Source organism: Silvimonas soli, assembly GCF_030035605.1.
In the GTDB taxonomy this organism is placed as follows: domain Bacteria; phylum Pseudomonadota; class Gammaproteobacteria; order Burkholderiales; family Chitinibacteraceae; genus Silvimonas; species Silvimonas soli.
The window spans coordinates 1,102,932-1,115,619 of record NZ_CP106736.1; the positions used below are offsets into that span (position 1 = coordinate 1,102,932).

13 protein-coding genes are annotated in these 12,688 nt (G+C 57.3%); 4 read left to right on the plus strand and 9 right to left on the minus strand.

Features of this window, described 5'->3' with window-relative positions:
* The first annotated feature begins 4 nt into the window (after positions 1-4).
* Positions 5-538, plus strand: a complete 534-nt coding sequence (locus N7220_RS05075; RefSeq protein ID WP_283150379.1) for a cytochrome b — start codon at positions 5-7, stop codon at positions 536-538.
* 61 nt (positions 539-599) lie between these two features.
* Here the strand turns inward: N7220_RS05075 and N7220_RS05080 are convergent, their stop codons facing one another.
* Positions 600-1,766 (minus strand): BaiN/RdsA family NAD(P)/FAD-dependent oxidoreductase, encoded by a 1,167-nt coding sequence (locus N7220_RS05080; RefSeq protein WP_283150380.1) that lies wholly within the window; start codon positions 1,764-1,766, stop codon positions 600-602.
* A gap of 656 nt (positions 1,767-2,422) precedes the next feature.
* A complete protein-coding gene (gene trpS / locus N7220_RS05085) occupies positions 2,423-3,445 on the minus strand; it encodes a tryptophan--tRNA ligase (protein WP_283150381.1) in 1,023 nt (340 codons plus the stop codon).
* A gap of 327 nt (positions 3,446-3,772) precedes the next feature.
* On the opposite strand from trpS, the gene N7220_RS05090 reads away from it, so the two are divergent.
* The gene (locus N7220_RS05090; protein ID WP_283150382.1) at positions 3,773-4,417 is read left to right on the plus strand and encodes a DUF924 family protein; all 645 of its coding nucleotides are present in this window, start codon (positions 3,773-3,775) and stop codon (positions 4,415-4,417) included.
* Positions 4,418-4,483: 66 nt separating this feature from the next.
* Here N7220_RS05090 and N7220_RS05095 read toward each other — a convergent pair whose 3' ends face one another.
* The 7 genes from N7220_RS05095 to orn form a co-directional block, all read right to left on the minus strand.
* Positions 4,484-5,281: an ABC transporter ATP-binding protein gene (locus tag N7220_RS05095; RefSeq protein WP_283150383.1), complete on the minus strand. Its 798-nt coding sequence runs from the start codon at positions 5,279-5,281 to the stop codon at positions 4,484-4,486.
* 3 nt (positions 5,282-5,284) lie between these two features.
* Positions 5,285-6,115 carry an ABC transporter permease gene (locus N7220_RS05100; protein ID WP_283150384.1) on the minus strand — a complete coding sequence of 277 codons (831 nt, stop codon included), beginning with the start codon at positions 6,113-6,115 and terminating at the stop codon, positions 5,285-5,287.
* A gap of 9 nt (positions 6,116-6,124) precedes the next feature.
* Complete coding sequence (locus tag N7220_RS05105; RefSeq protein WP_283150385.1) at positions 6,125-7,093, minus strand: ABC transporter substrate-binding protein; 969 nt, start codon at positions 7,091-7,093, stop codon at positions 6,125-6,127.
* Positions 7,094-7,386: 293 nt separating this feature from the next.
* On the minus strand, positions 7,387-8,253 hold the full coding sequence (gene hslO / locus N7220_RS05110) for an Hsp33 family molecular chaperone HslO (protein WP_283150386.1): 867 nt from the start codon (positions 8,251-8,253) through the stop codon (positions 7,387-7,389).
* A 52-nt stretch (positions 8,254-8,305) separates the two neighbouring features.
* Positions 8,306-8,881 (minus strand): MFS transporter, encoded by a 576-nt coding sequence (locus N7220_RS05115; protein WP_283150387.1) that lies wholly within the window; start codon positions 8,879-8,881, stop codon positions 8,306-8,308.
* Positions 8,878-9,378, minus strand: coding sequence for a CinA family protein (locus N7220_RS05120; RefSeq protein ID WP_283150388.1), 501 nt, complete (start codon positions 9,376-9,378; stop codon positions 8,878-8,880). Before N7220_RS05120 ends, N7220_RS05115 begins: the two co-directional genes overlap by 4 nt.
* Before the next feature lie 92 nt (positions 9,379-9,470).
* Complete coding sequence (orn, locus tag N7220_RS05125) at positions 9,471-10,040, minus strand: oligoribonuclease (RefSeq protein WP_283150389.1); 570 nt, start codon at positions 10,038-10,040, stop codon at positions 9,471-9,473.
* Between the two features lie 473 nt (positions 10,041-10,513).
* Between orn and N7220_RS05130 the strand changes: the two genes are divergently transcribed.
* Together N7220_RS05130 and N7220_RS05135 are read left to right on the plus strand one after the other, a co-directional pair.
* Complete coding sequence (locus N7220_RS05130) at positions 10,514-11,044, plus strand: sorbitol dehydrogenase family protein (RefSeq protein WP_283150390.1); 531 nt, start codon at positions 10,514-10,516, stop codon at positions 11,042-11,044.
* Positions 11,045-11,057: 13 nt separating this feature from the next.
* Positions 11,058-12,680 (plus strand): GMC family oxidoreductase, encoded by a 1,623-nt coding sequence (locus tag N7220_RS05135; RefSeq protein WP_283150391.1) that lies wholly within the window; start codon positions 11,058-11,060, stop codon positions 12,678-12,680.
* Positions 12,681-12,688 lie beyond the last annotated feature (8 nt).

A 12,688-nucleotide genomic window follows, 5' to 3' on the forward strand; every position in this document is an offset into this window, starting at 1 on the left:
GTTCATGGCTATCCGTCAAAGCCGTTACTCCCCGGGCCTGGTGACACTACACTGGCTGATCTTTTTACTCTTCGTCGTAGCACTCGCGGCGATTGAGATCCGCAGCTTTGTTCCCAAAGGCGACCCGTTACGCAGCACATTGGCACTGGTGCATATGACCGCCGGGCAACTGGTGCTGTTGTTGGCAGTAGTACGCGTGTACCTGCGCTTTACCCAACCCGTGCCCGCCGCTCTGCCCGGCCCAACCTGGCAAAAGCTCGCCTCAGGTGTGTTGCATCTGGTGTTGTATGCGGTGATGTTTGCTTTACCGCTGGCCGGGATCATCTTTGTACAGGCAGGTGGGCGCGAGATTTCCTTTTTTGGCCTCACCCTGCCGCATCTGATTGCCGCCAACCCGGACCTGCGTAGCCCGGTTAAAGAAGTGCATGAATTTATCGGCAACGCGGTTTATTACCTCGTTGGAGTGCATATTCTGGCTGCTTTGTGGCATCAGTTTGCGGTCAAAGACGGTGTGTTGAGCCGCATGCGCTTGCGTTAAGCCGCACTCGCAGACGCAAAAAAGGCATCCCGCAGGATGCCTTTTTTGTTGTCCAACATGATCAAGCCGCGCTGCCTGCAGCAAAGCCGGACGACCACGCCCACTGAAAGTTGTAACCGCCCAGCCAGCCGGTCACATCTACCACTTCGCCAATGAAGTACAAACCAGGCACCGCTTTGGCCATCATGGTTTTTGAATCCAGCTGCCGTGTATCCACCCCGCCGCGCGTCACCTCGGCTTTTTTGTAGCCCACTGAACCAGAAGGGATGATCTGCCAGTTTTGTAAAGCCGGCGCCAGGCTCGCCAATTGCTTGGGACTGTATTGCTTGAGCGGCAAGTTCTGCCCCCAGCGAGCAACAAACGCCTGCACAAAACTGCGCGGCAAGCGTTCTGACAAGACGGTCACTAGATGTGCATCACGGCTAGCTTCAGCCAACCATTCCGCAACGTCCACATCGGGTAGCAAGTTGATGGTAATCGGCTGGCCCGCCCGCCAGTATGAAGATATCTGCAAAATCGCCGGGCCGGAAACGCCTTTATGCGTGAGCAAGATCGCCTCGCGAAAGCGCCCTTTGCCGCAGCTGACTTCAACATCATCAATCGCCACGCCCGCCAGTTCAGTCCACAAATCTTGCGGCTGGAAAGTCAGCGGTACCAGCGCGGCAAAGGTCGGCACGATGCCTAAATCAAACTGTTTGGCGACTTCATAACCCCAAGCGGTCGCGCCAATCTGCGGAATCGACAAGCCACCGCTGGCGACCACCAGCGAAGCGCATCGCCAGGTTTCACTGGCCGTTTCCACCTCAAAACCACCGTCCACTTGATGCACCGCCAGCACCGCGGTGCCCATTCGCCAGATCGTGCCACCGGCGTCGACCTCGGCCTTGAGCATATCGATAATGGCTTGCGAGCCATCATCGCAAAACAACTGACCCAGCGTTTTCTCGTGATAACGCAACTGGTAGCGATTCATCAGCTTGATGAAGTCGTGCTGCGTATACCGCGCCAACGCTGATTTCACGTAATGCGGGTTTTCCGAGAGATAACATTCGGGGCGCGCATCCAGATTAGTGAAATTGCAGCGCCCGCCGCCCGAGATCCGGATTTTCTCGGCCAGCTTGGTGGCGTGATCAATCAACAGCACCTTGCGACCACGCTGGGCGGCAGTGGCCGCACACATCATGCCGGCGGCACCTGCGCCTACTACGACTACGTCACATGCTGGCATGAAGCTTGGCCTTGTTGGAGTAAGGGTGGGATTTTAAATGGTTATGGCCGGTTTGATGCGTTTGGTGGCTGCCAAATGCGGGGAGGTAGTACCAAGGGACGGAAAACACACCTCTGTTGGCGGGCAGTGCCTGTTTATTGTTGCCGCTGCGGGCAACCACCAGTGCACAAGATTCCCGCCAAGGGGACCGCCGAGGTCGGGAATGACGAGGTAGTTGGGATGCGAAGAGCTGGCGCTCTTGCTCTTGCATCTGACCTAGGCATACCGTTATGCAAACCACGCCGACCGAGAGCCGGAGACCTTAGGCTCCGGCCAACCAAGGGAACGGCGGAGCCGCGCAAAGAACTTAAGCAAACAGACGGTTTGCTTCGGCTTTTGACGTTGGGCCCCCTTGCGGCAGCGGGGTCGCCTTTCTTTTGGTTTCTTTTCTTTGGCGACGCAAAGAAAAGAAACGTGCTCCCGGTCACCACCGGGTATCAAATGCCTTTCAACACCGTGCCGAAGGCACTGACAAACAGCGCTCCGTTGAAACATAGCTCTCTGGATTCTCACTACGTTTCATCCGGGCTACAACCATCCATTCAACAACAAACGGCTCTGCAGGGTGAGCTACGCCTCATCAGCTAACCCACCCAACAAAACAGCCACAACCTCACTCAAAAATAAACAATCCCCATCGCCCGCTTCACCGCATCCAGCGTCGCTGCGGTTTGCTCACGGGCTTTGTCAGTCCCCTGCCGCAGAATTTCCATCACCGCAGCCGGGTCCGCTGCCAGCGCTTCGCGACGAGTACGGATCGGCTCCAGGAGGGCTTGCAAGCGTTCTTCCAGGTAACGTTTGATCACGCTATCGCCCAAGCCACCGCGCTGATAGTGCGCTTTGAATTCGGCAACCTTTTCAATATCGGTATCAAACACATCCAGATAGGTGAACACCACATTGCCTTCCACCTGGCCCGGATCAGCGACGCGCAGGTGGTTGGGGTCGGTGTACATCATCTTCACGGCTTTGCTGATTTCGTCGGCACTGGCGCCCAGCGTGAGCGAGTTGCCTAACGATTTGGACATCTTGGCCTTGCCATCAATACCCGGCAGGCGCGAGCCGTTTTCCGGCACCAGCGCGCGGCATTCCACCAGAATTTCAGCGTCCACGCTGGCGTTGAACTTGCGCACCACTTCATTGGTTTGCTCGATCATCGGAATCTGATCCGCACCGACCGGCACCACTGTGGCCTTGAACGCAGTGATATCAGCAGCCTGCGCCACCGGATAAGTCATGAACCCAGCCGGGATATCACGCTCAAAACCGCGCAGTTTGATTTCGTCTTTGATGGTCGGGTTGCGTTCCAGCCGCGCCACGGTGACCAGATTCAAATAATACGAGAATAGTTCGGTCAGTTCCGGCACCAGGCTCTGGATAAAGATGGTGCTTTTGGCCGGATCAATACCCACTGCCAGGTAATCCAGCGCCACTTGAATGACGTTGTCGCGCACCTTGGCGATATTGCCCATGTTATCGGTCAGCGCCTGGGCATCAGCCAGCAACAAATATTGTTTACAGACATCCTGCAGGCGCACACGGTTTTGCAGCGAGCCGACAAAGTGACCCAAATGCAAAGGACCGGTGGTGCGATCGCCGGTCAGGATGATGTCGTTGGAAGTTACAGCTGGGGCAGACATTACAAATCTCCGGCTAAGCGGCGGCCCATGCCTGTTGCTGGGCGCCCATAAAAAAACCCGGTGCGGCCTGATGGCAGACTCCGGGTTTGAACATATCTGGTGTGATCTGGACGTAACCGCAGTGCTGCCTTATCTGCAGCGCCACCAATGGTAAGAAGGATGCGGTTCGTGGTAAAAAATCATCGCGCAAGTCTACCGCATCGCGCTGTCGGGTCAAGTTTGCCGGGCTGGCATGTGGCGTGAGTTTTGGCCGCAACCGGCCAGAGGCGGTATCCTGCATGCCAGTAGCATCGCAGCATTTGTCTGGCTGCCTTTTGGAGTGAACGAATGAATGACGCCCCGCTGATTCACCGCGCCAGCCCGGAAGGCAAAGTAAAATCCGGCCGCCGCCCGCATGCGGTGACGCCCGCTACCGTACTGGCCTTCTGGTTTGGCTGTCCGGATGACCCCGATTTCGGCCAGCCGCGCAAAGTGTGGTTTCAGGCCGACGACATGTTCGACCATGCCATCCGCCGGCATTTTCAGTCCGCGTTACTTGAGGCTGGCAAAGGCAAGCTGGATAGCTGGGCACACGATGCCAGTGGCGCGTTGGCACTGATCATTTTACTGGATCAATTTCCGCGCAATTTATATCGCGGTACCGCCCAGGCATTTGCCTTTGATGAGCGTGCCCGCCACTGGGCACAGCTGGTTATTGAACGCGGCTGGGATCAACAACTTGCCCCGATCCAGCGCGTGTTCTGTTATTTGCCGCTGGAACACTCCGAACATTTGCCGGACCAGCAACGCTGCGTGGCGCTGATGCAGCACTGGAAAGATGACCCAGTCATGCAAGGCTATTACGACTATGCCGTGCGCCATCATGCGGTGATTGAGGAGTTTGGGCGCTTTCCACATCGAAACGCGGTAATGAAGCGCGAGAGTACGCCTGCGGAATTGGCGCACCTGGCCAAACCGGGTAGCGGGTTTTAACGCGGCCAGCAACCCATTTGATGCTGGATATTGGCCCCGAGGTGGATTGGCTGCGCCGAATCCACCCTACGATGTAATCCCGCGCAGCTCATCGTCCTGATGTCGGGCCTGTTCGTGCATCACCACTTCCGACAATTGTCGCTTGAGCGCATTGAAGCCTTCCGCGCTGGGATCACGCGGGCGCGGAAGATCCACTGCCACATCCAGCTTCACTGTGCCGGGCCGGTATGACAACACCACAATTCGGTCGGCCAGATAAATTGCCTCGTCGATGCTGTGAGTCACAAACAGCACGGTCTTGCGCCAGGTGGCGTGAATCTTCAGCAGTTCGTCCTGCAAGCTGCGGCGCGTGAGTGCATCGAGCGCGCCGAAGGGTTCATCCATCAGCATGATGGGCGAATCCAGCGCCAGAATGCGGGCGATGGCCACACGCTGGCGCATGCCACCCGATAAATCTTTGGGGAAGCGCTCCCGAAATTCGGTTAGCTTGAGCGTATCCAGTAACCGATCCACCGTGGCAGTGATCTCGGCGGCGGGGGTTTTGCGTATCTGCAAACCAAAACCGATGTTCTGCGCCACCGTCATCCACGGAAACAGCGCGTACTCCTGAAACACCATGCCGCGATCCGGCCCGGTGTCTGTGACCGCAACGTCATTCACCAATACTGCGCCGGAAGTCGCCGGCGAGAACCCGGCTACCGCGTTCAAAAGCGTAGATTTGCCACACCCGGATGGCCCCAGCAAGCAGACAAACTGCCCAGCCGGGATATCCAGATTGATATCGTGCAGCGCCTGCACGTCGCCGCCAGCCGAGCTAAATACCTTGCTGACTTGCTGGATGCGGATTTGCGTCTCAGCGGCCATCAGTTATCCCCTGTCCCGTTCCAGCCCGCGATGCCAGCGCAAAAGATGCTGGTTGAGGCGGCTCATCACCGTATCAATCGCCAACCCGATCAGGCCAATGCTGAACATGCCAGCGATAATCTTGTCCGACCAGAAATACTCGCGTGCTTCCAGAATGCGAAAGCCCAGTCCGTTGTTCACCGCGATCATCTCCGCCACGATGACCACAATAAACGCCGTACCCATGCCGATGCGAGCGCCAGAAAGGATGTACGGCGTAGCGGCAGGCATGATCACCCGGGTAAACAGCGTGTAACGGTCCGCGCCCAAGTTGCGCGCCGCCCGTAAGTAGATTTCGTCCACATGCTGCACGCCCGCTACCGTGTTCATCAGAATCGGGAAGAACGCACCAATGGCAATCAGAAAGATGGCGGGCGGGTTGCCCAGACCAAACCACAAGATAGAGAGAGGGATATACGCGATTGGCGGGATGGGCCGCAACAACTGGATCAGCGGATTAAACCAGTCATTCACGCGCTGGCTGGCGCCCATGGCCAAACCCAGCGGCAGCGCCAGTACCGCGCCAATGGCAAAACCACTGATCACCCGCCCCAGGCTACCCATGGCGTCGTGAATCAACTCGCCAGAAAAAATCCAGGCCAGCTTGCCGCCTTGCGCCGGGTCAAAAGGCGCGGCTGGCGCCAGATAAGCCCACCAGCGCACCAGCACCTGCCACGGCGACGGCAACACCTGCGCATTCAACCAGCCCAGCATTGCGGCACTTTGCCATGCCACCAGCAGCGCCAGCGGTACCCACAAACCACGCAACCCGATCCGCAGTTTCGATTCAGCCACGGGCACGCCTTATTTCACATTGAGGGATTTTTTGGCCTGGTCCAGCAGATCAAGCTTGACCCAGTCTTTGGCCACCGGCGGCTTGGCCATGCGCCCTACGCCATACTTCACCATGAAGTCGGTGGTGGTCTGGATATGCTCGGTAGTCAGTTCGTAGGCGAACGGCGAATTGGCAATGGCATCCTGGTAATCGTCCGCCGTAATCTGCCCCTTGAACATATTGGTGCGCACATAGTTCTCGGCCAGCTTGGGATCGTCCATAAAGACCTTGGTGGACTGCACAAAGCATTGCATGAATTTTTGCGCCAGCGCGCGGTTGTTGTAGAACTTCTCGGTCATCACCAGCGTGCGGATGGGCTCACCCATTGGCGTGTCATAAGGCTTGAGCAGTTCAGTGCCAAAGCCTTTGTTGATGGCTTGGGACGCTTGCGGCTCGGATTGCGCCATGGCGTCGATCTGCTTTTGCATGAGCGCCTGGTTCAGATCGGCAAAGGGCAGATAAACAATCTGCACGTCTTTGCCCGGCTGGTCAGACCAGCTCAAACCGACTTTGGCCAGTTCAGCCAGCAATAGCAATTCCTGCGCGCCGCCACGGGCCACGCCGACTTTTTTGCCTTTGAAATCCGCCATTTTTTTGATGGGTGAATCTTTCGCCACCACGATGCGTGCGCCGCCTTTGGCAAAACCGGCTACAGCATAAATCGGCGCGCCGCTGGCACGCCCGGCAATGGCGGCATCCGCAGCGCTGGCAGCGACGTCAATCTCCCCCGCCATGATCGCCGGGATGATATCGAGCCCCTTGGCAAACATGCGCTCTTCAATCTTGATCCCGCATTTGGGTGCGATTTCTTTCATGTAGGAGATGGCGCCGTAGTGGGCAAACTTGAGATTGCCCAGGCGGATCACGTCACCATCGGCGTGTCCCAGAGCACTGATCAACAAACTGCAGGCGCCAGCCAGAATCCAGCATGCTTTCATGCGTCACTCCGTAACCAGGTTCATCAACAACGGAAAACCGGGCTGGCGATGTTGACTGCCAGGCTCCTTGCTTTCCAGGCTAAAAACTTGCTACTTCATGGACTTGGGCCGCAGCCTGGCTTGGAGATGCAGGGCGCGAGCACAACAAATGCATGTAACCATTGTGGCTGAACTACGCCAATTTCGCAGAATGTGATGGCCAGCCCGTCGCAATTTGCACAACGCTCACCGGCTCAGGCAATAAAAAACGGGCGCTATGGGGCGCCCGTTTCTGTCATTCAAATCAATAATATTTAGTGCACTTGCGGCCCGGCGGGCACGGCGGCGGGGCCAGCAAACAGCTGCGCCACGTCTACGGCATCGAACTCGTATTCCTTGCCACAGAATTCGCAAGTGACATCGACCTTGGCGCGTTCTTCGATCACGCTTTCCACTTCTTCCCGCCCTACCATCTTGAGCATGCCACCAACGCGTTCACGCGAGCAGGTGCAGGCAAAGCGCGGGGTTTGCGGATCGAACACGCGCACGATTTCCTGGTTAAACAGCCGATAAAGCACGTCGCGCGGAGTCAGGCCCAGCAGTTCTTCGTCGGTAATGGTTTCGGCCAGCTTTTGCACGCGTTCCCACGCATCAGCATCGCCTTTACCGGCGGGCATTTTCTGTACCAGCAAACCGGCAGCGCCACCATGCTGGCTGGTCAGCCACATGCGCGTTTCCAGTTGCTCGGAGTGCTGCATGTAATGCTCGATGATCTGCGCCACGGATTGACCCGGTTCATAGGCCACGATGCCTTGATAGGTTTCGCCTTCGTCGGGGTCCAGCGTGATCACAAACTTGCCTTTACCCAGCAAATCGCCCAGCGCCACGTCCGGCACGTCGCCATCCCAGCGGGCAGTGGCACGCAGCGTCATTTCGCTAGTGCATTCCACCACGATCAGCTTTACCGGGCCGGAGCCGTGTAGCTGCATGATCATGGTGCCTTCAAACTTGAGTGTGGCTGACAGCAGCGATGCGGCTGCCATCAATTCGCCAATCAGTTTTTGCAATACCGGCGGGTAGTTATGGCGGCTCATGACCTCGTTCACGGTGTCGTGCAACTGAACGATTTCGCCGCGCACCGGGGCTTCTTCAAATACAAAGCGTTCCAGAATGTCTTGCATGGTGTGTTCCTGAGTTCCTGCGTTCTGCCGATGTCCGTCCAGTCAGACTTGATCAGCGTTTGGCTAGCTTGACGGTGTAATTGGTCATGGGTAATGACGAATTCACATCAAAAGCACAACCGGCTTCCACCCCGATTCGGGCAAGGTCTGCCGCACCCAGTTCCGGGTTGTCGTAATGTGAGTGCATCGCGCCCAGGGCGTAATCGGCACCGCTGCCAATGGCCCAGAAGCGCTCGTACTCATAGACCTCGCGCAAACTGAAAATCCCGTAAATGCCATGCGGATTGGCCATCAATACGGTCATCTGGCTGGATTCATACGGGTCGTTCTCTTCCTCATCGGTTTTGAGGAAGTAATCATCTTTCAATTTAGAATGCAGCTTGCGAAAGCTCTCAAAAATGGCCGGGCGGCTGGAAAAATCCAGCGTCTTCGGCTTTTTGAGCACGGCTTGCAGCACCAGATCATGGGCGGCGCTGCCCGAAATGGCGAAATGCCCGCCATGCGATTCAAAAATCTTGTTCCAATGCGCATCCAGCCCGGCACCCAGACGGGTTTCACCAAAAGTGGACTGGCTGTCGGCGGCAATGGCCACCTCGTTTCCTTTACGGACTACCACGACCGTGGTCATGCGGTTTCCTTGATAAATTCAATCAACGTCTTGAGTGCGTACACCACTGTTTTACCGCGCACGTCTTGCCGGTCGCCACTGAACAGCTTGCGTTCGGTTTCAATACCAAACGGTGTAGCCCAGGCAAACCAGACCGTGCCAACGGGTTTTTCTGGCGAACCGCCGGACGGCCCGGCCACGCCAGAGACCGCCACCGCCCACTGCGCCTGCGCCGCTTCAACGGCACCTTGCGCCATGGCTGCGACCACTGGCTCGCTCACCGCGCCCACTTGTTCGAGGAACATTGGCGGCACACCCAGCATGTCGATCTTGGCGCTGTTGGCGTAGGTGACAAACCCGCGCTCAAACCAGGAGCTGGAACCGGGTACATCGGTAATCGCCCCGGAGATCAAACCGCCGGTGCAGGATTCGGCTGCGGTGACGCTTTGACCGCGAGCCAGCAATAGGCGGCCCAGTTCTTCGGCTAATTCGTAAGTGGGATAAATGGCGCTGGACATGATTTTTTCAATGCGACCGAAAATGCAGACTGGAACGAGTTGTTAAACATTGGCCCGCGTGGTGCGGGCCAATCACTCAAGCTCGTATGGGCTTAATCCACTACCAGCGGTGCGCTCGGCACTCGCAAGAAGTGTTCACGGTAGAACTTCAGTTCTTCGATCGATTCATGGATGTCGGCCAAAGCAGTGTGCTTGCCCTGCTTTTTGAACTGGCGATGAATCTCGGGCTGCCAGCGCTTGCACAGTTCTTTAAGGGTGGAGACATCCAGATTGCGATAGTGGAACCAGGTTTCCAGCTCAGGCATGCCGCGCGCCATAAAACGGCGATCCTGGCAGATGGAGTTGCCGCACATCGGCGAAGCACTTTTCGGCACGTATTGCGCCACAAACGCCAGCGCCTCGCGCTCCACGTCGGCCACGCTCAGGGAGGATGCCTTGATGCGGTCGATCAGACCGGAGCGGCCATGCGTGCCTTTGTTCCAGTCATCCATGGCGTCGAGCACGGAATCGGGCTGATGCACCGCCCAGGACGGGCTTTCTTCAACGATATTGAGCTGACTGTCAGTCACCACAATGGCCAGTTCGATAATGCGGTCGTTATCTGGATCCAGCCCGGTCATTTCCATGTCCAGCCAGAGCAGATGGTTCGGATCTTGTGCCATTGTGTGTTCCTGTCTGCCAATTAAATAGTTGATCGGCATTATAGCGCATCCACCTTCAGCCGCCCCGCAGCGCGCCGCCGAACTCCCCACGCGATATGCCCAACTTGTGCCGAACGACCGGCTTATTTGCTTGCCGCAGCCTGGCTTACTTGACAATGACAGGGCCATCAACAAGAAAGAAGGTGCATGGCAAGCATACTGCGTCAGCAAAATCCTACGTGATTTGCGGCGCACCGATGCTTGTGAGAACACCTCGACCCCAAGACACTTTGCAGTCACCACCCCGCCACGCTGGCCGACTGCAAATAAACCATCAGCCCATTGGCAATCAGCACGCATTACCTGCAACGCCGAAATACCCGCAGTCCTGATCAACACACCACTGCGCCTTGTCCGGTTTGGCCAACGCAGTGATCGTTTGGCGCGATGTCTGATAGCAATGTCAGCCCGATCATCGCGTTCATGGAGGTTGCATGAAGCTGTTTGCTGATGCGCAGTCCTGTCCGCCCCAACCCGAACGACGGCGCCTGCTGCTCGCCGCCGGGATTACGCTGGGCGCGCTGACTTTTTCCGGTAGCCTGGTGCGGCGCGTGTTTGCCGACACCACACCGCAAAGCGCAGCGTTTCTGAATCTCTCGCAGTTACTGACTGGTCGCAAACAACTGGATGCCGGCATTGCGCAACGCTTTTTCTCTGCGCTGGGCGCCCAAGACAATAACTTTGCCGACACGGTCATGCAGATTGCCGGCGAAGCCCAAACCAACAGCCTGCATAGCGTGGATGAATTAGCCACCGCGCTGGACCAGAATAAGCCCGAGCTGGCCAAGACGCTGCATTCCATTATTGGTGCCTGGTACACCGGCGTGGTGGGTGAAGGCGCCAATGCGGTGGTCATCACTTATGCCGACGCCTTGATGTTCGACCCGGTCAAAGACGCCACTGCCCCGCCATCTTATTGTCACGCCGCGCCGTTGTACTGGTCGGCCAAACCGCCATTGGTCTGACCCGAGGATCAACATGAGTGAAGAAAACCTGTCTGCCGATGTGATCGTGGTCGGCTCCGGCGTAGCTGGCGCGCTGGTGGCGCATCAGTTATCCAGCGCCGGTGCATCGGTAATCATGCTGGAAGCTGGCCCACGGCTTGAGCGCTGGCGCATTGTCGAGAACTATCGCAACGGCGCCAATAAAGATGACAACCAGCGCCCCTACCCCGCCTCAAAACACGCGCCACATCCAGAATACGGCCCGGACAACAATTATCTGATCCTGAAAGGGCCAGACGCCAAATCCTACGCCTCGCAATATCTGCGCGTGGTCGGCGGCACCACTTGGCATTGGGCGGCTTCGGCCTGGCGTTTTCTGCCCAGCGACTTTCACATGAAAGAGGTCTACGGTGTCGGTCGGGACTGGGGCATCAGTTATGACGATCTGGAGCCGTGGTACTTCAAGGCAGAACTGGAACTGGGCGTATCCGGCCCCAACGATGGCACTGATCTGGGCTCGCCGCGCAAACAGCCGTATCCGATGGATCACCTGCCGCTGTCGTACAACGATCAGCGCTTTCATGATGTGTTGAACGCCAACGGTTTCAAGCTGGTGTCGGAGCCGGTCGCCCGCAACAGCCAGCCCTACGATCAGCGCCCGACCTGTTGTGGCAATAACAACTGCATGCCGATCTGCCCCATTGCCGCCATGTATAGCGGCATCGTCCATGTGGCCAAAGCCGAGCACGCTGGCACGCGTCTGCTGACCAACGCCGTGGTGTACAAGCTGGAAGTGGACGCCCACGACAATATCATTGCCGCCAATTACAAAGACCCGGACGGCAATAGCCATCGGGTCACTGGCAAGTATTTTGTGCTGGCCGCCAACGCGCTCGAATCCGCCAAGATTCTGTTGATGTCCAAGACCGAGAAGTTTGCCAACGGGCTGGCCAACAGTTCAGATCAAGTCGGTCGCAATTTGATGGATCACCCGGGCACCGGCGTGAGTTTTATCGCCAACGAGCCACTGTGGCCGGGGCGCGGGCCGATGGAGTTAACCTCGATTGTGGATCATCGTGACGGAGATTTTCGCCGCGAGTGGGCCAGCAAAAAGCTGCATCTGAACAACCAGTCGCAAACCCGTGCTGCGACAGCCAAAGCGTTGTCTATGGGTCTGGTGGGTAAAGCGCTGGATGATGAAATCCGCCGCCGCGCTGCGCATATGGTGAACATCAACAGCTTTCACGACATTTTGCCGGAGCCGGAAAACCGGCTGGTGCTGTCTGACCAGAAAGATCCGCTGGGTCTGCCACGTATGGAGATCACCTACAAAATTGGCGATTACACCAAGCGCAGCGCCGAACATACGCACGAGTCCTACGCCAAAATCGCCGCCCTGTTTGGCGGCGAGGAAATCGAGTTCCACGATGAGTTCGCCCCCAACAATCACCTGATGGGCTCGGTGATCATGGGCAAGAATCCCAAGGACTCGGTGGTGGATGGCGACTGCCGGGCGCACGACCACCCGAACCTGTATCTGGCCACCAGTGGGGTAATGGCCTCAGCCGGCAGTGTGAATTGCACGCTGACCATTGCCGCGCTCTCGCTGCGCATTGCCGATACGCTCAAGCACGCTTTGGGCAAATCCAGCACCTGAGGAATCCG

Coding starts and splice junctions, on each gene's coding strand:
- N7220_RS05075 (WP_283150379.1), top strand. CDS start 5: ATGGCTATCCGTCAAAGCCGTTACTCCCCGGGCCTGGTGACACTACAC.
- N7220_RS05080 (WP_283150380.1), bottom strand. CDS start 1,766: ATGCCAGCATGTGACGTAGTCGTAGTAGGCGCAGGTGCCGCCGGCATG.
- trpS (WP_283150381.1), bottom strand. CDS start 3,445: ATGTCTGCCCCAGCTGTAACTTCCAACGACATCATCCTGACCGGCGAT.
- N7220_RS05090 (WP_283150382.1), top strand. CDS start 3,773: ATGAATGACGCCCCGCTGATTCACCGCGCCAGCCCGGAAGGCAAAGTA.
- N7220_RS05095 (WP_283150383.1), bottom strand. CDS start 5,281: ATGGCCGCTGAGACGCAAATCCGCATCCAGCAAGTCAGCAAGGTATTT.
- N7220_RS05105 (WP_283150385.1), bottom strand. CDS start 7,093: ATGAAAGCATGCTGGATTCTGGCTGGCGCCTGCAGTTTGTTGATCAGT.
- hslO (WP_283150386.1), bottom strand. CDS start 8,253: ATGCAAGACATTCTGGAACGCTTTGTATTTGAAGAAGCCCCGGTGCGC.
- N7220_RS05115 (WP_283150387.1), bottom strand. CDS start 8,881: ATGACCACGGTCGTGGTAGTCCGTAAAGGAAACGAGGTGGCCATTGCC.
- N7220_RS05120 (WP_283150388.1), bottom strand. CDS start 9,378: ATGTCCAGCGCCATTTATCCCACTTACGAATTAGCCGAAGAACTGGGC.
- orn (WP_283150389.1), bottom strand. CDS start 10,040: ATGGCACAAGATCCGAACCATCTGCTCTGGCTGGACATGGAAATGACC.
- N7220_RS05130 (WP_283150390.1), top strand. CDS start 10,514: ATGAAGCTGTTTGCTGATGCGCAGTCCTGTCCGCCCCAACCCGAACGA.
- N7220_RS05135 (WP_283150391.1), top strand. CDS start 11,058: ATGAGTGAAGAAAACCTGTCTGCCGATGTGATCGTGGTCGGCTCCGGC.